General features: G+C 68.9%; 25 protein-coding genes and 2 tRNA genes. 13 read left to right on the forward strand and 14 right to left on the reverse strand.

Annotation, left to right across the window (positions count from 1 at the left end; genetic code table 11):
- Window positions 1-952: 952 nt before the first annotated feature.
- Both BFF78_RS21665 and BFF78_RS21670 read right to left on the reverse strand, forming a co-directional pair.
- On the reverse strand, window positions 953-1,591 hold the full coding sequence (locus BFF78_RS21665; RefSeq protein ID WP_069779911.1) for an ATP-binding protein: 639 nt from the start codon (window positions 1,589-1,591) through the stop codon (window positions 953-955).
- Window positions 1,592-1,760: 169 nt separating this feature from the next.
- Window positions 1,761-2,591, reverse strand: a complete 831-nt coding sequence (locus BFF78_RS21670) for a glycerophosphodiester phosphodiesterase (protein ID WP_069779912.1) — start codon at window positions 2,589-2,591, stop codon at window positions 1,761-1,763.
- Between the two features lie 296 nt (window positions 2,592-2,887).
- Between BFF78_RS21670 and BFF78_RS21675 the strand changes: the two genes are divergently transcribed.
- From BFF78_RS21675 to BFF78_RS21695, 5 genes are all read left to right on the forward strand, one after another.
- A complete protein-coding gene (locus BFF78_RS21675; RefSeq protein ID WP_069779913.1) occupies window positions 2,888-4,378 on the forward strand; it encodes a S1C family serine protease in 1,491 nt (496 codons plus the stop codon).
- Between the two features lie 91 nt (window positions 4,379-4,469).
- Window positions 4,470-4,560: transfer RNA gene (locus BFF78_RS21680), tRNA-Ser, on the forward strand.
- Between the two features lie 1,518 nt (window positions 4,561-6,078).
- Window positions 6,079-7,302, forward strand: coding sequence for an ice-binding family protein (locus BFF78_RS21685; RefSeq protein ID WP_418346674.1), 1,224 nt, complete (start codon window positions 6,079-6,081; stop codon window positions 7,300-7,302).
- Window positions 7,303-7,718: 416 nt separating this feature from the next.
- Window positions 7,719-8,270: a DUF5819 family protein gene (locus BFF78_RS21690; protein ID WP_335755343.1), complete on the forward strand. Its 552-nt coding sequence runs from the start codon at window positions 7,719-7,721 to the stop codon at window positions 8,268-8,270.
- Between the two features lie 79 nt (window positions 8,271-8,349).
- Entirely contained in the window at window positions 8,350-9,408 is a 1,059-nt protein-coding gene (locus BFF78_RS21695; RefSeq protein ID WP_069783718.1) for an HTTM domain-containing protein, read from the forward strand.
- An 88-nt stretch (window positions 9,409-9,496) separates the two neighbouring features.
- On the opposite strand, the gene BFF78_RS21700 is transcribed toward BFF78_RS21695, so the two are convergent.
- The 7 genes from BFF78_RS21700 to BFF78_RS21730 all read right to left on the reverse strand — a co-directional run bounded on the left by BFF78_RS21700 (window position 9,497) and on the right by BFF78_RS21730 (window position 15,477).
- On the reverse strand, window positions 9,497-10,891 hold the full coding sequence (locus BFF78_RS21700; protein ID WP_069779915.1) for a tyrosine-type recombinase/integrase: 1,395 nt from the start codon (window positions 10,889-10,891) through the stop codon (window positions 9,497-9,499).
- Window positions 10,885-11,091 (reverse strand): helix-turn-helix transcriptional regulator, encoded by a 207-nt coding sequence (locus BFF78_RS21705; RefSeq protein WP_069779916.1) that lies wholly within the window; start codon window positions 11,089-11,091, stop codon window positions 10,885-10,887. Before BFF78_RS21705 ends, BFF78_RS21700 begins: the two co-directional genes overlap by 7 nt.
- Window positions 11,088-12,539 carry a replication initiator gene (locus tag BFF78_RS21710; protein WP_069779917.1) on the reverse strand — a complete coding sequence of 484 codons (1,452 nt, stop codon included), beginning with the start codon at window positions 12,537-12,539 and terminating at the stop codon, window positions 11,088-11,090. Before BFF78_RS21710 ends, BFF78_RS21705 begins: the two co-directional genes overlap by 4 nt.
- Window positions 12,540-12,689: 150 nt before the next feature.
- Window positions 12,690-13,451: a DUF2637 domain-containing protein gene (locus tag BFF78_RS21715; RefSeq protein ID WP_069779918.1), complete on the reverse strand. Its 762-nt coding sequence runs from the start codon at window positions 13,449-13,451 to the stop codon at window positions 12,690-12,692.
- Between the two features lie 51 nt (window positions 13,452-13,502).
- Window positions 13,503-14,915 (reverse strand): FtsK/SpoIIIE domain-containing protein, encoded by a 1,413-nt coding sequence (locus tag BFF78_RS21720; RefSeq protein WP_069779919.1) that lies wholly within the window; start codon window positions 14,913-14,915, stop codon window positions 13,503-13,505.
- Window positions 14,912-15,121 carry a hypothetical protein gene (locus tag BFF78_RS21725; protein WP_069779920.1) on the reverse strand — a complete coding sequence of 70 codons (210 nt, stop codon included), beginning with the start codon at window positions 15,119-15,121 and terminating at the stop codon, window positions 14,912-14,914. The genes BFF78_RS21720 and BFF78_RS21725 overlap by 4 nt, the downstream gene beginning before the upstream one ends.
- Window positions 15,118-15,477, reverse strand: coding sequence for an SCO3933 family regulatory protein (locus BFF78_RS21730; RefSeq protein ID WP_069779921.1), 360 nt, complete (start codon window positions 15,475-15,477; stop codon window positions 15,118-15,120). Before BFF78_RS21730 ends, BFF78_RS21725 begins: the two co-directional genes overlap by 4 nt.
- A gap of 169 nt (window positions 15,478-15,646) precedes the next feature.
- On the opposite strand from BFF78_RS21730, the gene BFF78_RS21735 reads away from it, so the two are divergent.
- Window positions 15,647-16,138 carry a GntR family transcriptional regulator gene (locus tag BFF78_RS21735; RefSeq protein WP_069779922.1) on the forward strand — a complete coding sequence of 164 codons (492 nt, stop codon included), beginning with the start codon at window positions 15,647-15,649 and terminating at the stop codon, window positions 16,136-16,138.
- 1,551 nt (window positions 16,139-17,689) lie between these two features.
- Here the strand turns inward: BFF78_RS21735 and BFF78_RS21740 are convergent.
- The 3 genes from BFF78_RS21740 to BFF78_RS21750 form a co-directional block, all read right to left on the reverse strand.
- Entirely contained in the window at window positions 17,690-18,526 is an 837-nt protein-coding gene (locus BFF78_RS21740) for a protein kinase family protein (RefSeq protein WP_069779923.1), read from the reverse strand.
- Window positions 18,527-18,596: 70 nt separating this feature from the next.
- Complete coding sequence (locus BFF78_RS21745) at window positions 18,597-19,040, reverse strand: glycine-rich domain-containing protein (protein ID WP_069779924.1); 444 nt, start codon at window positions 19,038-19,040, stop codon at window positions 18,597-18,599.
- Window positions 19,041-19,290: 250 nt separating this feature from the next.
- Window positions 19,291-19,521, reverse strand: a complete 231-nt coding sequence (locus BFF78_RS21750) for a hypothetical protein (RefSeq protein ID WP_069779925.1) — start codon at window positions 19,519-19,521, stop codon at window positions 19,291-19,293.
- Between the two features lie 124 nt (window positions 19,522-19,645).
- Here BFF78_RS21750 and BFF78_RS21755 point away from each other — a divergent pair, with 124 nt between their 5' ends.
- On the forward strand, window positions 19,646-20,986 hold the full coding sequence (locus BFF78_RS21755; RefSeq protein ID WP_069779926.1) for a tetratricopeptide repeat protein: 1,341 nt from the start codon (window positions 19,646-19,648) through the stop codon (window positions 20,984-20,986).
- On the opposite strand, the gene BFF78_RS21760 is transcribed toward BFF78_RS21755, so the two are convergent.
- On the reverse strand, window positions 20,964-21,497 hold the full coding sequence (locus BFF78_RS21760) for an NUDIX hydrolase (protein WP_069779927.1): 534 nt from the start codon (window positions 21,495-21,497) through the stop codon (window positions 20,964-20,966). The genes BFF78_RS21755 and BFF78_RS21760 overlap by 23 nt on opposite strands.
- A gap of 255 nt (window positions 21,498-21,752) precedes the next feature.
- On the opposite strand from BFF78_RS21760, the gene BFF78_RS21765 reads away from it, so the two are divergent.
- A tRNA-Ser gene (locus BFF78_RS21765) sits at window positions 21,753-21,837 on the forward strand.
- Window positions 21,838-21,904: 67 nt separating this feature from the next.
- On the opposite strand, the gene BFF78_RS21770 is transcribed toward BFF78_RS21765, so the two are convergent.
- Window positions 21,905-22,777, reverse strand: a complete 873-nt coding sequence (locus tag BFF78_RS21770) for a bifunctional DNA primase/polymerase (RefSeq protein WP_069779928.1) — start codon at window positions 22,775-22,777, stop codon at window positions 21,905-21,907.
- A 370-nt stretch (window positions 22,778-23,147) separates the two neighbouring features.
- On the opposite strand from BFF78_RS21770, the gene BFF78_RS21775 reads away from it, so the two are divergent.
- From BFF78_RS21775 to BFF78_RS21795, 5 genes are all read left to right on the forward strand, one after another.
- Window positions 23,148-23,465, forward strand: coding sequence for a hypothetical protein (locus BFF78_RS21775; protein WP_069779929.1), 318 nt, complete (start codon window positions 23,148-23,150; stop codon window positions 23,463-23,465).
- A gap of 334 nt (window positions 23,466-23,799) precedes the next feature.
- Window positions 23,800-24,141: an acyl-CoA dehydrogenase family protein gene (locus BFF78_RS48325; RefSeq protein ID WP_335755389.1), complete on the forward strand. Its 342-nt coding sequence runs from the start codon at window positions 23,800-23,802 to the stop codon at window positions 24,139-24,141.
- The gene (locus tag BFF78_RS21785; RefSeq protein WP_069779931.1) at window positions 24,138-25,100 is read left to right on the forward strand and encodes a bifunctional MaoC family dehydratase N-terminal/OB-fold nucleic acid binding domain-containing protein; all 963 of its coding nucleotides are present in this window, start codon (window positions 24,138-24,140) and stop codon (window positions 25,098-25,100) included. Before BFF78_RS48325 ends, BFF78_RS21785 begins: the two co-directional genes overlap by 4 nt.
- 87 nt (window positions 25,101-25,187) lie before the next feature.
- Window positions 25,188-25,595, forward strand: coding sequence for a MaoC/PaaZ C-terminal domain-containing protein (locus tag BFF78_RS21790; protein ID WP_193433673.1), 408 nt, complete (start codon window positions 25,188-25,190; stop codon window positions 25,593-25,595).
- Entirely contained in the window at window positions 25,592-26,758 is a 1,167-nt protein-coding gene (locus tag BFF78_RS21795) for a lipid-transfer protein (RefSeq protein ID WP_069779932.1), read from the forward strand. Before BFF78_RS21790 ends, BFF78_RS21795 begins: the two co-directional genes overlap by 4 nt.
- The last annotated feature ends 185 nt before the right edge of the window (window positions 26,759-26,943 follow it).

Genomic DNA, 26,943 nt, shown 5'->3' on the forward strand with positions numbered 1-26,943 from the left:
GGTGTATCGGTCGGGGCGTTGGTCCTCCGGGGGTTTCGGGCGCGTCGGTCCTCCGGGGTTTTGGGCGCGTCGGTTGGCTGGGGGATTTGGGGGCGTTGGTTCTCCGTGATTTCGGGCGCGTTGGTTGGCCGGACGCCTTTGGGCGTGTTGGGTGGTCTGGGATTTCGTCTGTGGCGGTCGGTCGGTCGCGCGCTCGGATCCGTGTCCGTCATCTGGTTCCGTGGCCGCGTCTGTCGTCCGGGTCCGTGTCCGTCATCCGGTTCCGCGGCCGCGTTCGTCGCCCGGGTCATCGTCCGTGTGGGTCAGCCTGGGGGCTCGACCGCGTTCGTCGTCCGGGCCAATGTCCGTGTCGGTCGGTTCGGGTGCCCGGTTGCGACTGGTGGCGCAGGTTCTTGTCTGTGTCGGTTGGTGTGGATCCTGGGCCTGTCCGTCGGTCGGGATCCTCGCCCTCGTGGGCCGGTTCGGGTCCTCGGTTGCCTCCGGCGGTGCAGGTTCTTGTCTGCGTCGGTTGGTTCGGATCCTCAGCCTGTCCGTCGATCCGGATCCTCGCCCCGTGGGTCGGTCCGGATCCTCGGTCGCGTCCGGCGGTGCAAGTCCTCGTCCGTGTCCGTCGGTCCGGATCCTTGCCCCGTCGGTCGTCCCCGGACCTCGATCGCGGCCGTCAGCCGAATTGCTCGCCCCCACCCGCCAGCCCAGGTCCCAAGCCTCGCCGTGAGCCTCGGTCGTGGACCCCGTGTCTCGGCCGCAACCCGACCCGCGTCCCCGCCCGTCGGCCTCGCCGTGAGCCCCGGTCATGGACCCGTCCCTGAGCCGCAACCCGGCCCGCGTCCCCGCCCGTCGGCCCGCGTCCCCGCCCGTCGGCCCCGTCCCCGCCCGTCGGCCCGTCCCTCGGCCTCAACCCGTGTCCCCGCCGGTCAGCCCGTCCCTCGGCTCAACCCCGTGTCCCCGCCCGTCAGTCCAGGTCGTCGAACGCGTTCGCGAAGTTCAGGTCGGCCATGTCCGCCAGGGCGGGGGACGTGACGCGCGTAGCGAAGCCGTCCCGGCCGTAGCCGGCATCGGGGTCGTGGACGTCTTCGTGGACCACCACCCAGACCGTCACCTCGCCGTGGACGTCGTCCCGGACGCCCCAGTCGTCGGCGAGGGCCGTGATGATGTTCAGGCCGCGGCCGCCGTGCGCGGTCACCGACGGGGTGGCCGGCGCCGGGCGGGTCGGACCGCCGCCGTCCGTCACCTCGACGATGAGCCGGCCCCGGGCATCGACCCGCCACGCGGCGCGCACGTCACCGTCGCCGGCCGGCGCGTCGCCCAGGGGCCGCCCGTGCTTGCATGCATTGCTCAGCAGTTCGGAAAGGATCAGTACGGCATCGTCGATGACCGTTTCGGACACACCGCCGCTACGCAATTGCGAACGCATCCGGTGCCTTGCCTTCCCCACGCCCGCAGGGCCATGGGGTACGGCCATGCTCGACGACGTGGGCACCTCCTGTGCCACCACCAACGCCACCCCCGAGACCTCCTTTGCCCCACGCCACGGTGTGGATGCCCCATTGGCCTGTACCGGAAACCGGCCAATCCCCTTCCGGTGACGCATTCGCAACGACCCTGCACGGAGCGAACGCGCCGGAGCACTCCCTGTGACGAAGGTCTATTCCTCTGGTCGTCGTATGGCTGGATTTCAGTGGTCTGGCCGAGAGTGGAGAATTCAGCAGCCGCACAGCCGGGTCAAGGGGTGCGCACAGCCTTTTACCGCCCTCTTGAGGTCACAGGCGCCCCAGCTGGCGCAGGACCGCTCGCGGCCGGTTGGTGATGATGGCGTCGATGCCCAGTTCCACGCAGAGGTCGACGTCCTCGGGCTCGTTCACGGTCCATACATGCACCTGGTGGCCGGCGCGTTTCAGCCGTTCCACATAGGCGGGGTTGTTGCGCACGATGCGGATCGAGGGACCCGCGATCCGCACGCCCGCCGGCAGCCGCCCGTCACGCAGGCGTGGTGTGAGGAACTGCACCAGGTAGACCGTCGGCAGCGTCGGCGCGGCGGTACGCACGCGATGCAGCGAGCGCGCCGAGAAGCTCATGATCCGCACCGGGGACTCGGCGGCGGAGGCCGGGGCGTCCAGGCCGAACCGCTTCAGCAGGGTCAGCAGCCGCTCCTCGACCTGGCCGGCCCAGCGCGTGGGGTGCTTGGTCTCGATGGCCAGCTCCACCCGCCGCCCGGCGTCCGCGACCAGTTCCAGCAGCCGTTCCAGGGTGAGCACGGAGGTGTCCGCGGGGTCCTCCGGCCGGTTCACCCAGTCGGGCTCCTCGTCCCGCCCGCGCCAGGCCTCGCGGGTCTTCCGGGAGCCGAAGTCGAGGGCGGCGAGATCGGCCAGTTCCAGCGCGGAGACGGCGCCGCGGCCGTTGGAGGTACGGTTCACCCGCCGGTCGTGGACGCAGACCAGATGGCCGTCGGCGGTCAGCCGTACGTCGCACTCGAGGGCGTCGGCGCCGTCCTCGATGGCCTTCTTGTAGGCGGCCAGGGTGTGCTCGGGCGCGTCTTCGGAGGCGCCTCGGTGGGCGACGACCTGGATGGAGCGCAGTGGTGCGTGGGTCACCGCGTCATGGTGCCATCGTCGCGGGGTACACGTGGCGGCGCGGTCGCGTCCGTGCGGCGAACGAGGGGTATCCACCCTGCTCGTTTATGTCGTTGTTTGGGTAAGTTTTGCCGGAAAGATCCAATGTAAAGAGAGTCCACCGGACCCACAGCCACCGCTTATGGTGCTCTGACGGCCCGTGGGAAAAGCTGACCGCATACAAACGGAACAGTGAAGACTGGCCCAGCACCATGCACAGCTGCCGAGCGTGACCGAGTGCGACCGAGAACTACAGCCGTGGACCGAGGAGAAGAGCTGTGAGCACCGAGAACGAGGGCAACGAGGTACCCCCGGCCCCGTCCGCACCTCCCGTGCCGGTGGCCTCTCCCGCATCCCCCCAGGGCCCGACGCCCGAGGGAAACAGGCCGACGGCTCCCCTCCCGTCGCCGCCCCAGGACGCTCCGGCCGCCGCCGAGCCGCAGCAGGGACAGGCCGGCGCCCCGACCGCGTCCGGCCCGGCCCCGGACGGCTCCTGGCCGCCTCCGCCGCCGCCCACCCCGCCGTACGGCGAGAGCACCTCCTACGGCGACGCCGGTGCGGGTGCCCCGGGCGGCTTCGGCGGCGCGGGCGGCACCGGTGGGGATGCCGGCTGGGGAGCGTCGTACCAGCAGCCCGCCCCCGGGCCCCGCAGCGGACGCGGCGGGCTGGTCGCCGCGGTCCTGGTGGCCGCGCTGGTCGCGGGCGGCCTGGGCGGCGGCCTCGGCTACACCCTGGCCAAGGACCACGACAACAGCGGCTCCACCACCGTCTCCGCCTCCGACAGCAGCGCCTCCCAGATCAGGCGCGCGCCCGGCACGATCGCCAACGTGGCCGCCCAGGCGCTGCCGAGCACGGTCACCATCGAGGCCGAGAGCACCAACGGCGAGGGTGGCACGGGCACCGGGTTCGTCTTCGACACCCAGGGCCACATAGTCACCAACAACCACGTGGTGGCGGAGGCGCTCGACGGCGGCAAGCTGACGGCCACGTTCCCCAACGGCAGGAAGTACGACGCCGAGGTCGTCGGTCACGCCCAGGGCTACGACGTGGCGGTCATCAAGCTCAAGAACCCCCCGTCGGACCTCAAGCCGCTCGCCCTCGGCGACTCCGACAAGGTGGCCGTCGGCGACGAGACGATCGCCATCGGCGCCCCCTTCGGCCTGTCCAACACGGTGACGACCGGCATCATCAGCGCCAAGAACCGCCCGGTGGCCTCCAGCGACGGCAGTTCCTCCAGCAAGGCGTCGTACATGAGCGCCCTGCAGACCGACGCGTCGATCAACCCGGGCAACTCCGGCGGCCCGCTGCTGGACGCCTCCGGCGCGGTCATCGGCATCAACTCGGCCATCCAGTCGACCAGCAGCGGCGGCTTCGGCTCCGGCCAGTCGGGCTCGATCGGCCTGGGCTTCGCCATCCCGATCAACCAGGCCAAGTACGTCGCCCAGCAGCTGATCAAGACCGGTAAGCCGGTGTACGCCAAGATCGGTGCCTCCGTCTCGCTGCAGGACTCCACCAACGGCGCGAAGATCACCGACCAGGGCGCGGGCGGCTCCGCCCCGGTCGAGTCGGGTGGCCCGGCCGACAAGGCGGGCCTCAAGCCGGGTGATGTCATCACCAAGCTGGACGACATGGTGATCGACAGCGGCCCGACCCTGATCGGCGAGATCTGGACCCACAAGCCCGGCGACAAGGTCACGCTCACCTACAAGCGAGGCGGCCAGGACCACACGACGGAACTGACCCTGGGCGCCCGGGTCGGCGACAGCTGACCCACCGGCCAGGCACGCATCCGGACCACACCGCCCGCCGGACGTTCGATCCCGGTACGCTGTACCCGCTCCGTCCCAGGTGGACGGAGTCGAGGTGGGTTGCCCGAGCGGCCTAAGGGAACGGTCTTGAAAACCGTAGTGACCTTGAAGGGTCACCGTGGGTTCGAATCCCACCGCCTCCGCAGGTCAGAGACGTGCTGGTCAGAAGGGGTGTCCCTCGATGAGGGGCGCCCCTTCTGCATGGGGGCTGTCTCACCCTGATCCGGCTCTGTCGCGTTGTGGATCAGTGCGTGTGGACCAGGCGTGGACCAGATTATGGACCGTCATACCTGCATTGACCTGGGGTTAGTTAGGCGGTCGCGTTTCCCGGCGAACGGGAGCCCCTGGTGCTTGATCGAGGCCATGACGGCACAGGGACACCCGCCCGCCGGGCGGCGTTGCGGTACCCGTCCGACGTCGGCGCGGAGCGGGCACCGCTGACACGGGTGCACGCCGTGTCAGACTCCCAACGCGTTCCAGCCCGCGAAAGACACGCGCGTGTCAACACCGACCTGCCGGTACCGAGCCTTCACTCGCCCAGGCTGGCTGTCGCCTTGACGACAGGGGCCCTCTGACAATCAGGCCGGGCGGAATGTGGCACAGCCAGGCTGAACGGGCCGCCGCTCACGCGAGCGAAGCGGCGGCCCGTTCAGCCTGCCCCTGTGGCCGACACCGGAGGAACGGCGGGGGCGCTACAGTCCGCGGCTCCGGCCCGAACCGTGAACCGAGCGGCGAGGTGACCGGAGTCAGGAGCATCCGCGTACATCGCTGCTACGAATCTGGTTCCACCTGCGTGGGCTTTTACACTCCCGTCCCCCGTAGGGGCGATCCGCCGCTCGGGGCCGCATGCGCGCCACGCGGACCAAGCCGAATACGACGGAGTCCCGCTCACTCGCGGCATCGGTGAGCGAGCACTGAATCTCTCCGGTCTGCGAGCGTTATCCGAGAGGCTGGCTACCGAGGTAACGGCTCCGGCATATACACGCCGGAGTCGACATTCCGGGGTTCCTGTGAAAGTGAGCTAATCCGCAATTGTGCTAGTGTGATTTATTCCCCTTGGTTGTGCTCGTGCGTTGCATCGCCCCGCACTCTTAAATCAGTCTCCAAGTGTCGAATTTTTGCGTCTTGGCGGCGCGATCATGGCGGGGGCGCATCCCCTGACGCGGGTCTAACATGCTTATGTTGCCGAGAACATCGCCAAATGGGTTCGCTCCTGGGAGCGCCCGTAGGGTGGTTCCCTTCAGCGGCATCGCGCGACGGTACGCATGATCCCCCTGTGGTATGTCTTCTACTCCGGCGATGCTGGCCGACTGTCTCTCCCGGAGAAGTAGTCCTCTTTGGTGATGCAGTCCGTCACCCGTCCGGATAGGCAATTGAAGCCATCCGGACCACTAAGTATTTCTATGTATTTCGCGATTCACTCACCAGGTTCAGCAAAACCACTCAGATGAATCGTAACCCGACCCGTGCTCCTGAGTAATATGCCAGCGACAGAGACCCGGCGATTCTGCGCGACTGAGAACCGCCAAATATGTCACCATCCCCTCACAGGAGTTGGCCCCTCGATGACGCTGAATATCCCTGTCGCGCCGCTACGGCGCACATTGTCGGTTTGGACCGCGGCGGTACTTGCCGTGGTGATCGCCGCTGTCGTAGTCGCTGTGACGCCGACGCAGGCAAATGCCATCGCCACACCTGTACCGCTGGGCACGGCGGACAGCTTCGCGGTACTGGCCGGTTCCGCCGTCACCAACACCGGTCCCTCGGTGGTCACCGGAGATCTCGGAGTGAGTCCGGGGACGTCCATCACCGGATTCCCTCCCGGCCTGGTGAACGGGGCGCAGCACTCTGCGGACGCCGTGGCTGCACAAGCCCAGAGCGACCTGGTCGCGGCGTACAACGACGCCGCCGGACAGGCCACCGACGGAGCCCTCCCCGCGGACGCCGGTGGCCTGACGCTGGTTCCGGGCGTCTACACCGCCTCCTCCACTCTCGGGCTCACCGGCACCCTCACCCTGGACGCCCAGGGGGACCCCAACGCCGTCTGGGTGTTCCAGGTCGGTTCGGGTCTGACGACGGCGTCCGCCAGCCGGGTGCTCCTCATCAACGGCGCCTCGCCGTGCAATGTGTTCTGGAAGGTGGGCAGTTCGGCCACCCTCGGCACCGGCTCCACCTTCGTGGGCAACATCCTGGCCCTGACCTCGATCTCTGCCACCACAGGCGCGACGATCGACGGGCGGGCGTTGGCCCGCAACGGTGCCGTGACGCTGGACACCAACACGATCACCCGGCCGCAATGCGCGGGCGGCACCACCGGTGGGACCACGGGTGCGACGACGGCCGGGACCACGGGTGCGACGACGGCCGGGACCACGGGTGCGACGACGGCCGGGACCACGGGTGCGACGACGGCCGGGACCACGGGTGCGACGACGGCCGGGACCACGGGTGCGACGACGGCCGGGACCACGGGTGCGACGACGGCCGGGACCACGGGTGCGACGACGGCCGGGACCACGGGTGCGACGACGGCCGGGACCACGGGTGCGACGACGGCCGGGACCACGGGTGCCACGACCGCCGGGACCACGGGTGCCACGACCGCCGGAACTACCGGTGCGACGACGGCTGGAACCACAGGCGGGACCACGGGTGCCACGACCGGTGGCACCACCGGTGGAAACGGCCATGGCTGCTGCTGCAAGCCCGGTAAGCCCCATAAGCCTGGCAAGCCGGGCAAGCCCCATAAGCCTGGTAAGCCTCACAAGCACGGCGAGCACGGCGAGCACGGCAAGCCCAGCAAGCCCAGCAAGCCCAGCGGGCACGGTGATTACGGTGATTACGGCGACCAGCCCGGTACGGACTATGGCTACGGCTGTGATTAGCCCGATGGCCAGCGCGGCCGGAAGCGATCCCCGCACGTCCTGAGGGTTTGTGACGGCGTAGCTGGATCACGCGCGTGCGGTCCCCGGCGGCGTGTGCGCTCGGGGGCAGCCGCCCACGTGCGTGAGTAGGACGGACGGCGTGCGGCGCGGATCGTCACCGATTCCGCCGCACGCCGCCGGCGAGATCTCAGGAGAACCAGGTGAGAGAAGTCGGGCGGGAAGCGCCGGATGGGGCCGTGCGGGGTGGCGTCGCGTCAGCGGATGCCGACGAGTCGGACCGGACCGTTGCTGGGAAAGCCGCACAGAACGGCGGTAGCAGACCCCTTGCCGTCGACGCACCTTCGGAGCCGCCCTTCGCCGTGAAGGCCGGGGTGCAAGTCGCCGTGGTCCTGTGTCTGGCCACGGCCCTGGTACACGTGCTCCTGGTATTCCTGGAGGTGGCACCACCGAATCCGATCTCCCGGCAGTACAGCCGGCAGGTCAACGCCTGGATCTTCCCGTTGTTCGAACAGAACTGGCGACTCTTCGCCCCGGACCCGGAGTCGGTCAACCGGCAGATCTCGGCACGGACCATGCACACCGCCCCGAACGGCACCGTCCAGGTCAGCGGCTGGTTCGACCTGACCGCCGACGACACAGCCGCGGTGAGACACGACCCGTTCCCAAGCCATACCGCACAGAACATGCTGCGCCGGGCCTGGACTTCCTACCTCGAAACACACGGCGGCGACGACCAGCCGCGCTCCCAGCGCGCTGTGATGATCCAGCAGTACCTGCGCAACATCGCGGCGGACCGCGTCGCCGCCCATCGCCACGGCGTATTCGAGTCCATCCAGCTGCGGGTGATCACCCTGCCCATCGCCGCGCCGACCACAGCGGGCGAGCCCGGTCCCGGCGTGGCGGCACCGAAGCGCGCCGACACCCGTTACCTGCCCTGGTGGAAGGTGGCCCCCCATGCAACAGGCTGAGCAGACACCGGTCGCCGCAACCACGGCCTCGTACCCCGGACACGGCACCGGGCGAGCCGGCGCACGCACGCCGCAGCACATGCCCGCCCGCATCTCCACGCTCCTGACCCTCCTGCTGGAGCAGCCGATCTCCCTGTACGCCGCGGCGGTCCTGCGCATCGGGTACGGGTTCCTCTACCTCGCCTTCCTGCTGCGCGAGTTCCCCCACCGCGACGAGATCTGGGGTCCCGGCTCACCGTGGACGCCAGCCCTGGCCAGGCAACTCTTCGACCAGACCGGATGGGCCAGCATCCTCACCCTGTCCGACAGCCGGGCCTACTTCGAGATCTGCTACGCGGCAGCCCTGATCATCTCCGCACTGTTCATGCTGGGCTGGCGGACCAGAGCGGTGTCCGTGCTCTTCGCGGTCGTAGTGACGTCGTTCCACGCCAGGGCGATCTTCATGACGGACGGCGGAGACAACCTCATCCTCCTCATGTCCCTCTACCTCGCCTTCACCGCATGCGGCCGACGCTGGTCCCTCGACGCGCGCAGAAACCGGCTCCGAGCCTCCGCCGACAAGACGGCCCGGCTTCTGCCGGGCCAGGCATCCGGCGCGCTGCGACGCCACCTCCGCGACGCGCGCCTGACAGTGATCACCGTGCTGCACAACTGCGGCATGCTCGTCATCGCCGCCCAGGTCTGCTTCCTCTACGGATCCGCGGGCCTGTACAAGGTGCAGGGCGCCACCTGGGGCAACGGAACCGCCCTCCACTACGCCCTGAACCTCGACGTGTTCCGGCCCTGGCCCGAGCTCTCCCTCATGGCAGACGAACACGACGTACTGATCGCCATCGTTTGCTACCTGACGGTGCTGTTGCAAGTGGCCTTCCCGTTCGTCCTGTTCGGCAGGCTCAAGTACCCCGTCCTGACCATGCTGTTGGGCATGCACCTGGGTATCGCTGTCTTCCTGGGCCTGCCGCTCTTCTCCGGCGCCATGATCGCCGCGGACGCCGTATTCCTTCCGGACCGCTTCTACCGGTACCTGGGAAAGCTGTGGCGAGGCACCACCCGGCGGGCAGATGTCCGGGAGGCGGGAACTCCGCCCCGCAGAGAGCCGGCACTCGTACCGCCCCAGCAGACACCTTCGAGCCAGTGAGGGGACCTGTTCAGCGGGGGTGACGATCGGGATACGGCAGAGCCCCGCTCATCCTCGACTTGGGTGAGCGGGACTGCGTAGCTCGTTGTCAGTCTTCGTCGGCCGCTTCCAACGCGCTTTCGATCTGCCGGTTCGCGCGCTGCTGGTTGCGGTGGATGGCCTTGGCATAGAAGCGGAACAGGACGGCGATGCTGTGGCCCGCTCGGCGCGCGACTTCTGCCGGGGAGACGCCGGATTCCAGCCAGAGCGAGACACCCGCGTGACGCAGGGAGTACGGCACGTCAGCCAGCGGGGAAGCTGCTTCAGTCTCGGTCAGCACCGCGAGTCGAGCCGCTTTCCAGACCTCCCCGTACTCCTTGGAGAGCAGGTGGCCGCCCTGGGCCGCACGGAACAGCCGGCCGTCTTCAGCGGTACCGAACTCCTTAATGTGCTCGCGGACCAGGCGCACAAGGACGGGCGGAATCGGCACAGGCCGGGTCGCTTTGCGGGCGCGCTTCTTCAGGCCGCGCGTGTCGAACGACTCGCCTGTGTCGGTCCAGCCGGAGCCGACACGGGGCATGCTGGTCGACAGCAGCACCTCGCCCCAGCCCTCTTCGGGAAGAGTGAAGTCGTCCTCACGGAGACTGGCCGCCTCACCAGGGCGGTTGGCCGCGTAGTAGAGGCAGCCGAAGAACGCCTTCAGGTGCCGTCCCCTTTCGCCCTGTTCGCCTACGGCGTTGATCAGCGCCTTCGCCAGCTTCGGGCCGGGTACGAACCGGAAGTCGATCTCGTCGTCAGTTTCGGGCGGGATCCAGTCGACCTTGTCGAGGGGCAGGGTCGTCAGCAACTCCCGTTCCACCGCGTACCGGAGGCAGTTGCTGAAGACGGTTCGCTTGCGATTCACGGTGTTCTCGGCAGCGGCCGTGCCGTCCTGCTTCAGCTTCAGAGCGTCGAGCGCCGTACGCACCACGGAGGGCGTGTTGAGCGCGGTGATGTCGACGGATTTTCGACTGATCCAGTCCAACGCCGCCACGATGTCGGCGGGCGGCTCTTCGACGTCGATACGAGGCTTCAGCGTCCCGTCGTCGCCGAGGACGAAGCGGTAGACCCAAGAGTAGAGGGCGATGCGGAGCACCTTGGGAGCCGGGGTCCCTCGGTTGTCCTCGACCAGCTTCGGCGTGATGGTGGCCAGCGTGTCAGCGATGCTCGCGCGGTGCTTGGCCGAAGCGCCGGGCCACTTCATCTCCGCATAGGCGCGGGTGTGGGCGTACCAGGTGGTGGAGTTGAGCGCTTGCACCTCCGAGGCAGGCAGGCCGGTTTCCGTGTCGAACTGCTCACGGTTGCGCAGGGCCGCAAGCAGCTCCGAGCGCCGACCGTCAGCCTGAGCCTTGATCTTGTAGCTCTTGGAGAAGGGGCGGGGGCCGACCCGCCAGCGGAGCTGATAGGCCGCCAGACGGTTCGGCCGCTTGCGGATGCCCCAGATCTGCACGTCGTAGGTCAGCACGCTTCCCGCACCTCGCAGGAGTCGAACCAGGCGTCGAGGTCGGCCCGGCGTATGCGGATCTGCCCGTTGGGGAGCTTCAGGTGCCTCGGAGCCTGGCCCCGAGCACGCATGCGGTAGAAGGCGGCACGGGACACCCCGATCTCAGCCAGCGCTTCCTCCAGCTTCAGCGTCTGCCTGTCGGCCTTGGTCGGAGTGGTCACAGCCAGGGCTCTCCTTCGGTCTTGATGCGTTCGGCTTCGTTGAGGTCGTGGCGGACCTGAGCGGCGAGGAATTCTTCGCCGGGGCGGTAGCCGCTGCTGAGGTAGGTCCAGGAGGAGGCGGTGACGAGGGTGGTCTCGTCGGTGGTGGGGTGGCCGGCGCGGGCGGCTTCGGCTTGGGCGAGGCGCCAGGCGCGGCGTACGTTGCGGAGGGCGCCGAGGGTGGTGGAGTAGGCGCGGGACTTGCTGGAGAAGTGGCCGCGGAAGCCGAGCATGTGAGCCCACTTCCAGAGCTTGAGTTCGGCGAACTCCGGCAGGTGGCCGAGGTCCCAGGCGGTACGGATCATCTGCCGTACGTGCTGCTGGATGGGCAGGGCCTTGATGGGTTCCGCCTGTCCGGTGCCGTCGCAGTCGGGACACCGGTCGTGGAAGCCGTCGGGGCCGCGTACGTACCCGCGTCCGGCGCAGGGGCGGCACATCAGGGTGCGGTCCACGGTTCCCGCGCCCTCAGCGTTCTTGGTGGCGTACTTGGCGACGTATCCGGCGACCTTGGAGTCTGTGAGTTCGCCGTCGCCCAGGGCAGTGATGGGGTCGACCTTGAACCGGCGGCCCCAGGCGATGACACGTTCGCCGATGGAGTCGGATTCGATGGTGAGCCGGGCGCGCTTGACTGCCAGGCCCACGGCGGCCTTGAGGGCGTCGAGGGTGGCCCAGGCCGGGGGCGGGGTGGTGTGGCCGTCGGGCCCGTCGAAGCGGATCACGGCGTGGAAGTGGACCAGGCCGCGCTTTTGGTACTCGGCGACCTTGGCGAAGGAGACGCGCAGGGCGGCGTTCAGCGCCTTCTGCGTCATGCCGAGGTGTTCGGCCAGGGCGCGGCGCAGGTAGGTGGTGAAGCGTGCCCAGAGCTGTCCGGCGTGCGCGTTCCAGAGCACTGCCCCGGCGTAGTCGTAGGTGGCCGGGTTCAGCGGGGTGCTCAGGGCAGGGTCGTCGTCGGCGTGCTGGGTGCCGCAGCGGCAGCGGCGGGGCTTGCCCGCGCTGTCGGTGTTGCGGTGGACGGGGCCGAAGGAGGGGGCGGTGAGGGTGACGAAGGCGCGGGGGTGGTCGCGGACGGTTTCGGCGACGTTCTTGCCGCCGGAGAGGCCGGCCTTGATCAGGTGGTAGGTGTCGGCGGCGTAGACGCGGGAGCAGGCGGGGCAGCGGGAGGAGCGGCGGTTGCCGCAGGTGGTCAGCAGCCGTCCGGTGGGTTCGTCTTCGGAGCGGTAGGAGCGGACCACTTCCTTGGTGGCCTGGTCGGTGGTGATCGTCCAGCCGTGGAGGTTGACCGGGCTGGAGCAGCCGCGCAGGTTGCGGACCTGCTCTTGTACGCGGTCGAAGTCGTGGGTGTTGGCCAGTTCGATCAGGTCCCGCAGGCCGGGGCTGATGACGTGGCGCAGGTCGAGGGGGCGGCGCATGGGTGGCGGGGTCTCCTCTCTGGCAGGATCGTGTGACCTGCGGGCAGCAGCGAACAGTGCGCTCGGGCTGCTGCCCGCAGGCATGACGGACTGGGCCCAGGGACGGGCGAGGTTGGGGGATGCCGGGGTGCCGGCGGGGAGGGCGCGGCGCTACAGGGCGGCGTGGAGGGCGGTGGCCATGGGCAGGCCGATGCCGAGTCGCCGCTTGAGCTGGGCCGCCGTGATGGGTTCGCCGTGCTCGGCGTGGTGGGACGCGGCGATGGAGCGTGCTTCGGCGAGCAGCGGCTCAGGCACCTTGACCGCAGGCACAGGCACGGCGGGCGCCGGGGCGCCGGGCGCGACGACCGGGGCGGGTACCGGCGTGACGGGTGGTGCAGGCGTCGGGGCGGTTTCCGGTTCGGTGGACGCCGGGGCGGGCTCTCGGGCGGGCTCCGTCTCGGTGACCGGGTCCGGGGCGGGCTCGTGGGTCGGTTCCGTCTCGGCAACCGGGGCCGGGGCGGCTGCATCGGTGGTGACTGCGTGGAAGGAGCGCAGGAGCTGCGGGCCGACCGCTCCCCAGCCCAGGAGCAGCACCGGGGCCACGGCGTCCACGGCGGCGCGGCCGTAGTGCTCGGCGACGATGGGTTCGGCGATGTTGAGGGCCAGGGTCAGCAGTCCGGAGACGTGCATGAGGCGGGTGGCCGCCTTCATCTGCTCGGGCGGGACGCCCCTTAGGGAGAGGTAGCGCAGGGCGACCAGGAGCCCGACAACCGACAGGTCAACCATGGGGGCGATCAGGGGTGCGATGGGGGCGGGGACGCCCAGGCGCAGGGCCAGGGCCCAGACGTTGCCGAAGGAGAAGACGAACGCCAGGGCGGCGATGATGCCCATGACCACGGTCACGATGCGCTGGGTGATCCGGTCCTCAGACATTGGGAGTTCACCTCCTTTCCGTTGCTCGCGGGGGCTCAGGCGTGTGAATGGTCAGGCCGCCACAGGCGACAGGGAACCGTCGTCGTCCGGGTCCTCCTTGGTGAGGTCGACAGCGGGGAGCAGGTCGGCCGGGTCGGAGGTCAGGTGGTTGGTGGCGTGCGCGATCTCCTCCGCCCACTCGTCCGGCACGTACGGCGTGCGGATGCGGGTGAAGCCGGGCTGCGACTGGTGGTTCATCGAGGCGACGCCGACATAGGCCGGGTCCTGAAGGTTGATCGGGTTGGCGTCCGGCCACTCCCGGATGTCCTCCCCCAGGGCCGCCACGGCAGCTTCGGCGGTCTTCTGTGCGAAGCTCAGGCTCACGGGGCACACGTCGCGGATGAAGGTGGGGATGGCGTCGCCCGTGCTCTTCTGCGTGGCGAGGATGACGAGGATGCCCACCGAGCGGCCCTTCTTGACCAGGTCTTCCACGAGCCGGGCGTTCTCGGCGGCGAGGGCGGCGAGTTTCTTCGACCGCTCATCCCTGCCCTTGTGGTCACGGAAGTAGGTGTGCGCCTCATCGATGATCAGCACGACCAGCGGCCACTTCTCGGACGGGCCCACGTCCCACATGGACTTGGCCCCGAGCACTGCCTGTATCAGGGCGTGGCGCTTGCGCCGCAGGTCCACCAGCCGCTGGAAAAGCTTGTTGGCCTCTTCGAGGTCATCGCCGACGAAGGCGAACATGCGCTGTACCCAGGCGTAGTAGTCACCCTCGTACGCGGCCGACACCTTGCCGTCTGCGCAGGCGAACTGAACCCACGGCGCGGGTGCCCAGTCCGACAACAGACGGTTGATCAGCGACGTCTTGCCCTTGCCGGGAAGGCCGGCCACGGTCACGCCAGGCACCTGCCGCAGGTCCACGGACACCGGCTGCGCGTACTCGTCCACGCCCAGCTCCCACTGCGCCACCTTCTCCGGCACCGCGCCCGTGGGGCGATGCTCGGTGGGCAACGTCAGCGGATCGAACCGCACGCCCCGGATGACGACTGATCCCGGCTCGTCTTGGGTGACCGCCACGCGCGTGCACCGCCAGGCGTCCGACAGATGTGGGGCCGCCTTCTTGTACTGCTCCAGGCCGACCCCGGGCAAGCAGCTCGCCCGCGCGATCACCCCGTACGCGTCATGCGTGACCTTCAGCGCGGGGACCAGGATGCGGGGCTTGATGGGCTTGCCGTCCGTGTTCGCCAGCGAGGCCAGCGTGGTCGGCATCTTGTCCGTGGCGCACAGCTTCAGCATCTGCGCGAGCCGCTTCCAGGACCGCCGCACCCGCACGGCCTGCCGGATGGACTGCCGGGTCATGGCATCGGCCCGCAGGTAGCGGACCACCCACCACACCGACCAGCCGACCAGCACGGCCAGCGCCACGCCGACGACCCAGAGGCCATAGCCGAAGGCCCCTCCGGTCGGGTCGTTGTCCTTCATGTGTTGCTCTCCTGAGAGTTGTAGAGGAAGGCCGCAAGGGCCGTTTCGAGGGCCGCCCGATCCGGGGCGGCGAGCCGGGGGAAGCCGTAGCCGACGAGCACGGCCGCCACCGAGCTGATGAGGGAGTCACTGAGCCGGGCATCCGGCCCGGCGTGAGGCAGTGGGTAGCTGCACTCGACGCCGGACCGGAACGCAGTACCGCTCACGCCGCCTCAGCGGCCGAAGCCGGACCGCCGACCAGGTCCAGGCGCTCCGCGCGGTAGGCGATGCCGTCCGAGAGCGACCCGTTGAAGATCCGGGCCCACGGGGTGGCGAACAGCTCCACCGGCATCACCGGCATGCCCGGCTTGAGGCCGTTGGGGAGACCGTTCTCCGGGACGGTGATCTTCATGGCCTCGGCGCGGTCGTCCTCCATGAAGAAGAGGGTGACCGTGAACAGCCTCTGGCCGGACTCGCGGTCCACGGCGAACTGCGTCTTCTCCTGGTCCGCGTACTTCGGCACCGGCTGGTTGCCGACCATGAACGACGCGGACGGGAGCAGGCCAACACGGATACGGGCCATGGGTGTTACGTCCTTTCGGTAGCGCCCGCCGGAGTGGCGGAACGACATCTATAAAACATCGGTGACCTAGCACAGTCAAGTCACGGCGGTGAGCTAGGTGCTGGTGGAAACCAGTACAGCTATGTCAGTGGGGTGTGCTAGGGCAGCTAGGAGTGGCTACCCTGATGCCATGACTCCCGCGCGTGAGAAGAAGCCCGACCGCCGGCCGCCGTATCAGCACGCCGCCGACGAGCTTCGGCGCGAGATCAAGCAAGGTCGCTTCAAGCCCGGCCAGCAGATGCCGTCTGTACGCGAGCTACAAGAACGCTTCGGGGTCGCCAACATGACTGCCAGAAGCGCCCTGAACGTGCTGCGGGACGAAGGACTGATCTACACCATCCACGGCCGGGGCAGCTTCGTCGCCGATATCGGCGATCAAACGGGCGGGTTCACCGTCGACTACACCCCGCCCGCTTGGTATCTCGCCAACACCAAGGGTCAGCCACACGACGAAGCCGAGAGCGAGGTTAAGGACGGGGGGCCCGACGACCAGACCGCCGGGACCTCCCTCATCAAGCTACTGGCCGACCTGCGGGACGAAATTCGAGCCCTCAGCGCCGAGCATCAGGAACTCCGTCGAGAAGTCGACGCGCTGAAGAAGGCCCAGCAGCAGCGTTCCTGAGCTGCGCAACCTCCTGCCGCATCTGTCGCGCCTCACGGCTGAGCCGTCCCACCATGGCCCTCATCTCGCTCACCAGCGCGGCCACCTCCGCCATTTCCCGGCTGGAAATGGTGACCCCCTGCCTTTCGCCGCCTATCCGGTTGGTCATGTCGCCCCGTTCTCCGATGTGCCATTCCCGCCGTTGCTCTTGATCAGGCGCGGGGCCAGCGCGGACCATCCGACCAACCGCAGGTCCACCAGTCGACCAACATCTATCGGCTGAACCGGACACCTTGCGGGCATGAGGCAGCACCCTCCCGCCAGACGGGGAGGAACCTTTCTGCCCAGCCCGCACGACGGGACGCATGACCGATGTCCGCGCACTCGGCGGACAAAGCGAACCGAGACTTCCAGGCGCAGCCTCCGCCTGAATCCGAAGCGGCCTTCCACTGTCCCTGCGCTTTACGACCCACATCACACATCTCCCTTCGTTCTCCGAGGAACACCAATGGTCCGGAGAATCGGCCGTTTGCCCAACCGCCGATCGTCGGCTATGTTGCGCCCCTCCATCGAGGCGAGACACCTCAAACACGTCCACATTTCAGGGCGCTTGTGACCCTCGCCACTTTCGTAGGGGCCGCCAATCTCCGCCCCTCACCCACCGAAGGGGAAGAAATCCCGCCCCGGCGTGACACCCCAAAGGTCACGAATTGGTAACGGCGGGTGCCGCTTGTCGCGTGTTTTTCCACAGCCCCAACTCTGGACCGATCTACCTGTGGACAAATTTCGCCGACCGCCGGAACAAATAGGCATCAATGCGCCTACATATGTCCATAGGGGTGCGGAGTTGCGGAGCGGATTGGGAAGGCGAGGCCAGCGCGTGGCTGTATGACCGGCCAGGGACCCAGCGCAGCGGAGCTGTTCAGAGTTTCTTTACTGGATCAAGGCGGCCCGCCTACGGCGGGCCGCGCGCGCTGGCGGCCGGGGGCCGCCGCCGCTCCTGTCTGCCGCCCCGCTCCGGCGGCCCCCACCCGCTCAGCGCGCAGCAACGCCAAGGCGGACAGCCTGAGCAGGAAGCAACCCGACCAGTCCGAGCACCAGGACCAGACCGACAACGACCAAGCGAGGCCCTGCCGTCCGACCAGTCCGCGCTTCGCAGCCGCTGGACTTCACGGCCGCAGGCAAGCCCATGTGTCAGGCATCCGCGTCGACAACGCCCAGACCGGTACGAGGGCGAGGGCCGTGACGAGTGGAGGAAGCGTGGCTGAGGCCGGCGGGGGGGTGCTGGAAACACACGTGACGGGTGCTCGTTCGGCGCACCCGCCATCGTGGCTGACTTTCGGTGGCTCAGGTCAGAACCCCTCTCCAATTCGACAACGGGGAGCCGGGGTTGCGGCAGCGCCCGAATACGAGCACGCCGACCGCCCCGGTACCATCGGCACCGGGGTCCTGATCAGGGCTTCCGCGACCGGACCACCCGGAATGCTGTCCAGGCTGAGGGGTGGTCCGGTCTTTGTGTGGTTGGTCTTGGCTGCGGGATGCGCGCCGTCGGGGAGCGCCGGCGCTTCGGGATCAGCTCAGGGCTTTGCCGACCTCATAGATCGTGGGCCTGTCTTCGGGGGCATGGCTGAGCATGGCCTCGATCACCTCGCCCAGTTCGCCGGGCGCCTTCACAGGCCGACGTTTGCCATCTGCCACGGCTTTCCGCTGCACGGGGCGCGGTGCGTCGTCCGGGTACTCGACCGCCCGCCAGCCTGTGGCTGAGATGAGCAGTGACGCGCCGAGCGCGTAGATGTCGGCTTCCTGCGTGGGCTCTGCTTCTCCGGTCGCGAGCACACTGCGCGCGATCTCCGGCGCCTCGTAGTGGACGAGGCAGCCGCGGAACGGGAAGTCGTACCCCTCGGGGATGCGTCCACCGTGTGCAAGGGCCAGGTCGATGAGGTGCGTCCGTTCCGGGCCGATGATGAAGTGCGCGGGCTGGACGTCACCGTGAGCCCAGCCCTTGGCGTGCAGTTCGGCCAGCGCTTCTACGCAGCCCAGGGCCACGCTGGTGTGCGGTTCGATGTGCGAGTCCGGCGTACGGCAGGGCTCCCACAGCTGGTAGAGGTCCGGCCCCTCGCGCCACGGCTGGAAGTTCCAGGTGCCGCCCTCCCACTCGCCGTACGCGAAGTCATGGACCCCAAGGCGGTACAGCACGGCGCCTTCACGTGCGGGTGCGAGCGCCGTCCACGGCTGGGCAGGCCAGTCAGCCGTTGCCTCGATGGGATAGCCGACCTTCACGGCGTAGTGGCCCCGATGGCTCTCGACCTCCCAGACCATGGAGCCTCGGCGATTGAGGACCAGGCGCTGAGTGGTGGGCGTGAGCGCACCGAGCACGACGATCGGCAGTTCAGGGGGTGTCCCGGACAACGTCTGTTCTCCTTCCGGACAGCGCGGCCGACCCCGCATCGAAGCCGGCCGCGCCGCTGGGTTCGTGTCGCTACGCCTGACCGTACGGACGGCCACAGTCCGAGTCGCACTGCGCGAGGTTCGTGCCGTCCACGGTCCACAGGTCGTCGAAGACCATGAACCCGGCCGCCTTCATCGCGTGTGCGGAGGCGGCGACCTTCTCCGGGTCACGCGCCCCTCCGCCCGGCTTGGGGTTGTGGTGGAGGAAGCGGCCGGCGAACCGCTCGCACAGGTCGGCGTACTCCTTCGTGTGCAGGATGAGCGCGTGCAGGCCGAGGTCCACGTCGTCCGACGGGACCATGGGGACGGTGGCGGTCGCGGCGGTGACCACGAAGGCCACCGCCTGGTCCGCGATACTCTCGGCGCGCTCGCGGGGCTGTCCGTTGTGGGTGACCACGAAGTGGGTGAGGCTGTCGAACAGCTCCTCACCAGCCACCACGCGACCGGTCCTCTGGTCGTTGGCCGTTGCTGTCATGCGAAGACTCCTTGAGTGTCGCTGTGCTCTGGCACTTGCGCCCGCATCGGTCGCCGCGGCGTGGACCACGGACCACCGGAGGGCTTGGAAGGCCGCCCCGAACGGGGAAAGGGGGGAGCCGGGGAACTGGCATCCCGTTCGGGGCGGCCGGTCTACTGGTTGATACCGAGGGCCATGCCGATCACCAGGCCACAGGACCCACTGATCATGATGATGAAGAGAACCCCCGCGAACCGGCCGATGGCGCGCATCACAGGCCGTCCCGGCTGTTGCCGTTCTTGATGGCCAGGCGGGCGGTCAGTTCCTCCCGCGCCGTGAGCGCCACCACGTTGTCCGGCAGGGCGTCCCACTCGACGCCGCCGCCCACGGGCCTTATCTGCACCCGAGCGCCGACCTCACCCATGACGACGCCGATTCGTCCACTGGCAGTGTCTTTGGCCAGTTCGCCGATGCCTGGTCTGGTCTGCTGGTTGCTCGCCATGGAAGGAGCATCGCGATCCGAGGGGGGCGCTCATAAGGTCAGGTTGATTACCCAACTTGGGTAACATCGCTGCAAGTAGAGACCCAGCGACGTTGCGTAGCCCTCGCAGTGGGGAGCTTGCCCAATGCCCGACGCCGAACGGCCGCAGGAGCTGCCCGCAAGGCTGCTCACCGATCCCGAAATGATCGACGCGTGTCGGGTGCGGGATTTCTCCCGAGTCTTCCGTCTGGTGAAGACGCGGGCGGGCATCTACCCGTCGATGATCGCCCGGCGATGCGACCTGACCCCCAGCCGGGTGGGCGAAGTGATCGCGGGGCGAAGGCAGTTGCTGCACATGGACGTGGTGGAGCGCATCTCGGACGGCTTGCGCATCCCAGGGCACATGCTTGGTCTTGCCCGGCGCCCTTGGGAGACTCCCCAAGCCCTCATCGCCACTGAGCGGGAGGCGCCGCAGTTGCCGGAGCCGGAGCAGCAGACAGCACCTTCTCTGCCGGGGCCCGACGTGGACAGCATCCTCGCGCTCACATCCCGTACGAGCCTCAACCCGGGAACACTCGAAGCCTTCCGCTCCTCCATCGAGGACTACTGGCGTCGGGACGACCAGCACGGCGGCGAAGCCTTGCGGCCAGCCATCGTCGGGCAACTCCGCTACGTGGTCGGACTCCTCAACGAGAACCGTCAGCCATCCATCCGGAACCACCTGTACGGAATCGCCGCCGAGCTGGCGCGCCTGACCGGCTGGACCTATTTCGACGCCCGCCAGTACAACCAGGCCCGTGCGTACTTCACCGAGGCCCTGAAACTGGCGAAGGAGATCGATGACCGGCAGTTCATGGCCAACGTGCTTGCCTGCATGAGCTTGCAGGCCACCTACCAGGACAAGCCCGTCGACTCCCTGGCCCTCGTGACCGGTGCCCAGGACCAGGCCCGTTCATCCCAGGTGACGACGCCGCGCGTTCTCTCGATGCTGTCCATGCGCGAAGCCTTCGCCCATGCCACTCTCGGAGACCGAGAGGCCACACATCGGGCGATCGGTGAGGCTCACCGGCATTTCGAAGAGATCGATGCGAGCGACCCGGACCCGTCGTGGGTGACTTACTTCGATGAGCCGAAGCTCATCGTGGACACCGGCATTGCTCACGGCCGACTGGGCGAGGCAGCGACCGCTGAACCACTGATCGCAGACGCGCTGCGGCGAGAAGACCACACCAAGCAGCGCGGCCGGGCGTTTCATACCTTCTGGCTCGCTCGCACGCAGTTGGACCAGGGGAAGCTCGACCAGGCGTGTCACACGGCCACGCAGGCCCTCGCGCCCGCGTCAGCGGTCGCCTCGGAGCGGGTTACTGGCCATCTGCGGGAGTTTTACGACCAGTTGGCCCCACACAGGAAGGAGCCCGTAGCCCTGGCCTTTGAGGCGAGGCTACGGGAACTCCTCCCACCGGTCAGCGGATCCCTTCATCCATGAGCAGGTACAGCAGGCCCACAAGGGAACCGCTGCTGACGACCTCACGGCGGTCGATCATGCCACGCACCTCTGAGAGCGGGATCCACTCGATTCGGTCGGACTCGTTCTTCTCGGTTGGAGGCCCGTCGTAGGTCGCCCCGTTCACGCGGAAGACGTGGTGCTGGGAGTCGGTAATTCCGTTGGCCGGCTCGGCGTAGATCAGGGGCTTGATGGGACCAGGCCGCCATCCCGTCTCTTCCAGCACCTCACGAGCCGCTGCTTCCTCCGGGGTCTCGCCCTCCTCCACCAGGCCCATGGGCAGTTCCCAGGCCCAGGAGTTCGTGATGAAGCGGTGGCGCCACATCATCAGGACCTCTTGACGGTCGTTGACCACGGCGGCCACGGCCAGGTGCCGAAGGCGAACGACGTGGTACTCCCACCTGCGCCCATCCGGCTGTTGGACATCAACCAGACACAGGTTCACCCAGGGGTTCGTGTAGATCTGACGCTCACCGTGGGTCTTCCACTCCATACCTGCGGCCCCTCTCGCGATCGGTCTCCAGGATCTCAGACCGACGGAGCGACGAACACAGGAAGAGGTCTTTTCGCGTCAGTCTGACGAGATAGGCTTACAGTACTGCTTTGGGTGCCGCAGGTGGCTCCGCGTGCCTGATCGGCCGGACGAAGATCGGAAACGGAGCCAGTGGACCCCGTGTGGACCATGAGCCCCGCGTGCGGCCGGAGCCCGGTACGCTGTACCCGCTCCGCCCCAGGTGGGCGCGAGCGAGGTGGGTTGCCCGAGCGGCCTAAGGGAACGGTCTTGAAAACCGTCGTGGCGCGAGTCACCGTGGGTTCAAATCCCACACCCACCGCGGTTGTTGGGAAGGGGCGCCTCCGAGGGAGGCGCCCCTTCCGCGTGCCCGGACGTCTTTCCGGCCGTCACGGCCGGTGCCCCGTCATCCGGGCCGCCGAGGCGATCGTCGCGCGGGCCTCGCGTTCCGTGAGGCCGGTGTTGAGGGCCGCCTCGGTCAGGGGGTCGGCCAGGGCGGGGCCGATGCCGTTCTCGTAGGCGCGGCAGGCCGCCCAGAAGAGGCGGGTGTTGCGCTGACCCTCGTGCGCGGAGAGAACGAACTGGACCAGGCCGCGGCCGTGGTCGCCGGGGACCGGCGGGGCCGGTTGCGGGGGCCGTGAGGGTGGCGCCAGCAGGCGCAGCAGGGACGGCGGGCAGGGGGCGGGGGCCAGGTGTGCGGTGCCGGGGGCGGTCGTGTACACGCCGTGGTCGGTGCGGGAACCGGGGCCGACGAGGTAGCCGCCGGCGCCGCGGATGTCGATGCCGGCGGCGAGGCGGCCGGCGGAGTTCGGTACGACGACGTCCGGCGGGCCGGTGAGCCACAGGTGACGGCCGCCGCTGGGCGTGCGGACGACGACCGTCTCCGGGATCGTGAACAGGTGGCGCAGGGCCAGTTCGCGCAGCGCGGTCGAGGAGTCGGTGCCGGACTTGGTGTCCAGGTCGACGCCGATCAGATGGTACGGCGGCAGCCCGCAGGCGATGCCGTAGCCGGTGGCCCAGGGCGCGGCGGCGAACAGCTCGCGGATACGGACCGGGTCGGTCGAGGCGTCGTACACGCCGTGGCCGAAGTGGCCGCACTCGCCGTGGCAGCGCGGTCCGGCCGGGTCGGGGTCGTCGCGGTGGGGGGAGCGCAGGGCCGGGAGTTTCGTCCGGGACAGGGGGATGACGGCCAGGCCGCGTTCGGCGGCTGACAGGGCGTGTGCGAGGGCCAGCGTCGTGGCCTGCCGGTCGGTGGTGGCCATGGCTCTATGTTCGTACGCGTGTTCGAAAAAGGGAAGGGCGGCTGGCCGCGACGCGCCGGGCGCCGGGAAATTGGCCGGATGTGCGACGGAACGATTCATCCCTTGTACCGCTTGAGGAGTGAAAGCTGTCTCTGGTCTGCCTTGAGGGGATGCAGAGACGAAAGGTGATGATTGTGGTTTATCGACTTGTCATCACGCTTGCGTGCGAAACGAGGGTTCCGGGTGGATCGCCGGGGATTCGGTGGGCAAGTCTGATCTCGCGACGTCGTCCATGACAGTCAGAGCGGTCGGCCAACTGCCCTGGCACAAGCCCTACTTCACGTACTTCCGGCCCTAGGGCCGCCGAGTGCTTGGTTCTGGAGGAAACAACATGGCACGTATCCGTACCGCCCGCGTTCTCGCCGCCGTCGCCGCGCTTCCGCTCGCAGCCGCCCTCTTCAGCGGCGTCGCGGCCGCCGGCAACGGGGCCTTCGCGGACAACGGATCGAGCGCCAACGCTGGTGTGTCGAGCATCATCGGCAGCGGTGTCGGCCACGACAACAACGGCAACTCTTCCACCACGCAGCAGAACGCGGTCGGCTCCGGTGCCTCGAACAAGAGCAACGCCGCCCAGGTCAGCGGTTCCGCGTCCACGGCAATCCAGCAGGGCAACGAGGACACGGCCATCCACTTCACCGACCTGTGGTGACCTTCGGGCGAGGTCCCTCGCGGTAAGGGTCCTCGGGGGGTGCTTCGGGGTCGTAACACCTCTGCGCGGCGGCACTTCGGTGCCGCCGCGCAGACGCGTTTCCGGTGCCCGGCGCAGGGGGCGGACCCCGTACGCCGGGGCCGACCTTGACAGCCACCACTATCTGACGGACAGTCAGAAACTGCCCCTGTCAGGTACACGAGGCCGGGAGGGCTCCGCGGTGCACCTTGCCCACACGCAGCGGCAGCGGCAGCGGCGCCTGCGCGCGGCTGCGCTCGCCGCCGCTCCTTCACCCGATCCGGTGAATCCGCGGCGCCGGATCGAGGGGCCGTCAGTGCGGCTCCGGGCGGTCGGGGCGCGTGCCCGACTGGCTGCAAAACGCCTGATCAGATGGCGTTTGGTGATGAACGTGGGGGTCGGTCGGCCAGCCGCCGGCGAGGCGGGCGGCCGGAGATGCGCGGGAACGGAATCGGGTGTCGCGACGTATCGCATGTGTCGGGGGATCGCCGGCGAGGCGGTCCTGGTCCGCTCCGGCAGCTCGGGGGTCGTCGGGGACGACGGGCCGGAGCGGCCGAGCAGGGCGGCGCGGATCAACACATACGGGGGCGGGGTGAGCGAGGTGCAGCGGGAGATCGTCGCGACGATGCGGCTCGGGATGACGAGGGGGCAGCGGTGAGCACGGAGGGTGTGCGACCGACGGGAGCGGATTCCGACGCACTCGGCGCGCGGCTCAAGGCGTACGAGGGGCGGCCGGCCGCAGTAGGCGGGGTGGGCAAGGACCCGGTGAACGCGCCGATGATCCGGCACTGGTGCGAGGCCATGGGCGACACCAATCCGGCCTACTCCGGCCCGGACGCCATCGCCCCGCCCACCATGCTCCAGGCCTGGACGATGGGCGGCCTGTCCGGACACGAGGGCCGCACGGGTGCGTACGACGAACTGCTGGGCCTGCTCGACGAGTCGGGCTGTACGTCCGTCGTCGCCACCGACTGCGAGCAGGAGTATCTACGGCCGCTGCGCCCGGGGGACCGGGTCACGTTCGACTCGGTGATCGAGTCGGTCTCCGGCCGCAAGACGACGAAGCTGGGCACCGGGTATTTCGTCACCACGCGTACGGACGTCCGGGCCGACGGCGGCCTCGTGGGCAGGCACCGCTTCCGCATCCTCAAGTACGCCCCGGCCCGCCGGAAACCCCCGGCCCCGCGCCCCCGCCCGGTGGTCAACCGGGACAACTCCGGCTTCTGGCAGGGCGTCGCCGAGCACCGGCTCCTCATCCAGCGCTGCACGGACTGCGGCACCCTGCGCCACCCCTGGCTGCCGGGCTGCAACGCGTGCGGCTGCCTGGACTGGGACACGGTCGAGGCGAGCGGTGCCGGGACGGTCCACTCGTACGTGGTGATGCATCACCCGCCCTTCCCGGCCTTCGACCCTCCGTACGCGGTCGGTCTCATAGAACTCACCGAGGGCGTGCGGATGGTGAGCAACGTGACCGGCGTGCCCTACGACAAGGTGCGCATCGGGCTGCCGGTCCGGGTGGAGTTCCGGACCTACGAGGAAGCGGAGGGCGCGCTGGTCCTGCCGGTCTTCCGGGTCGTCGAAGGCGAGGGCGAGGGCGAGGGCGAGGGCGAGGGCTGACGTGGGCTTCAGGTCCACGAAGTGGTCGAGGAACTGGGGGAGTTGATCACGAGTGGGGAGTGGGACATGACGACGGCGTCGACGGCGCTGAGGGTGGGAGACGAACTGCTTCCGCTGGAGATCCCGGTCACGCGGACGCTGATCGTGGCGGGGGCGATCGCGTCGCGGGACTACCAGGACGTGCACCACGACGCCGAGTTGGCCCGGCAGAAGGGCTCGCCGGACGTCTTCATGAACATCCTGACGACGAACGGCCTGGTCGGCAGGTACATCACGGACCACTTCGGCCCGACGGCGGTGCTCCGCAAGGTGGCCATCAGGTTGGGGACGCCCAACTATCCGGGGGACACGATGGTGTTGACGGGAAGGATCGAGGCGGTCGACGGCGACACCGCCACCGTACGGGTCGTCGGCGCAAACGCCCTCGGCAGACATGTGACGGGCACGGTGACGGTCACGGTCCCGGGGGCCACGGCAGCCGAGGTGGCCCCATGAGCCGCCGGGCCCTCGACACCCTGGGCGGACGCGCCGCGATCGTCGGGATCGGGGCCACCGAGTTCTCCAAGGACTCCGGGCGCAGTGAGCTGCGGCTGGCGGTGGAGGCGGTGCGGGCCGCGCTGGACGACGCCGGGCTGGTGCCGGCGGACGTGGACGGGATGGTGACGTTCACGATGGACACCAACCCGGAGATCACGGTGGCCCAGGCCTGCGGGATGGGTGAGCTGTCCTTCTTCTCCCGGGTCCACTACGGCGGCGGTGCGGCCTGCGCGACCGTCATGCAGGCGGCGCTCGCGGTGGCGACCGGCGTGGCGGAGGTCGTGGTCTGTTACCGCGCCTTCAACGAGCGCTCGGGCCGCAGATTCGGCGCGGGCGTGCAGCACCGGGAGCCGTCGGCGGAGGGCGTGGCGCTCGGCTGGGTGCTGCCGTTCGGGCTGCTCACCCCGGCCTCCTGGGTGGCGATGGCAGCCCAGCGGTATCTGCACGCGTACGGGCTGACGCCGGAGGTGTTCGGACACGTGGCCGTGGTGGACCGCAAGTACGCGGCGACGAACCCGGCGGCGTACTTCCACGGCCGCCCGATCACGCTCGCCGAGCACGCGGCGTCCCGCTGGATCGTGGAGCCGCTGCGGCTGCTGGACTGCTGCCAGGAGACCGACGGCGGGCAGGCGATCGTCGTCACCTCGGTGGAGCGGGCCCGGAATCTGCCGCACCCCCCGGCGGTGATCGCGGCGGCCGCGCAGGGCGCCGGCCGGGCGCAGGAGCAGATGACCGGCTTCTACCGGGACGATCTGACCGGTCTGCCGGAGATGGGCGCGGTGGCCCGCCGGCTGTGGCGCACCTCCGGTCTGTCGCCGGCCGACATCGACGTGGGGATTCTGTACGACCACTTCACGCCGTTCGTGCTGATGCAGTTGGAGGAGTTCGGGTTCTGCGGAAAGGGGGAGGCGGCCGACTTCGTGGCCGAGGAGCGGCTGCCGCTCAACACACACGGGGGCCAGCTCGGGGAGGCGTATCTGCACGGGATGAACGGCATGGCGGAAGCGGTGCGCCAACTGCGCGGCACGGCGGTGAACCAGATACCGGGCGCCTCCCGCACGCTGGTCACGGCCGGCACCGGAGTCCCGACCTCGGGCCTGGTCCTGACGGCGGACAACTGACGGCAAGGGCCGACCGACCCCGCGCCCCGGGGCGCAAACCGGCTCAGGCTCCCGCTGTCAGGGTCGAACCGCCGGCGGCAGCCACCGTTGATCGCCGCGCGGTCAGGGTCGAACCGCCGGCGACAGCCACCGCTGATCGCCTCGCTGTCAGGGTCGGACCGCTAGCCACAGTCACAGTTGATCGC

Origin of the sequence: Streptomyces fodineus (assembly GCF_001735805.1) — a bacterium.
In the GTDB taxonomy this organism is placed as follows: Bacteria; Actinomycetota; Actinomycetes; order Streptomycetales; family Streptomycetaceae; genus Streptomyces; species Streptomyces fodineus.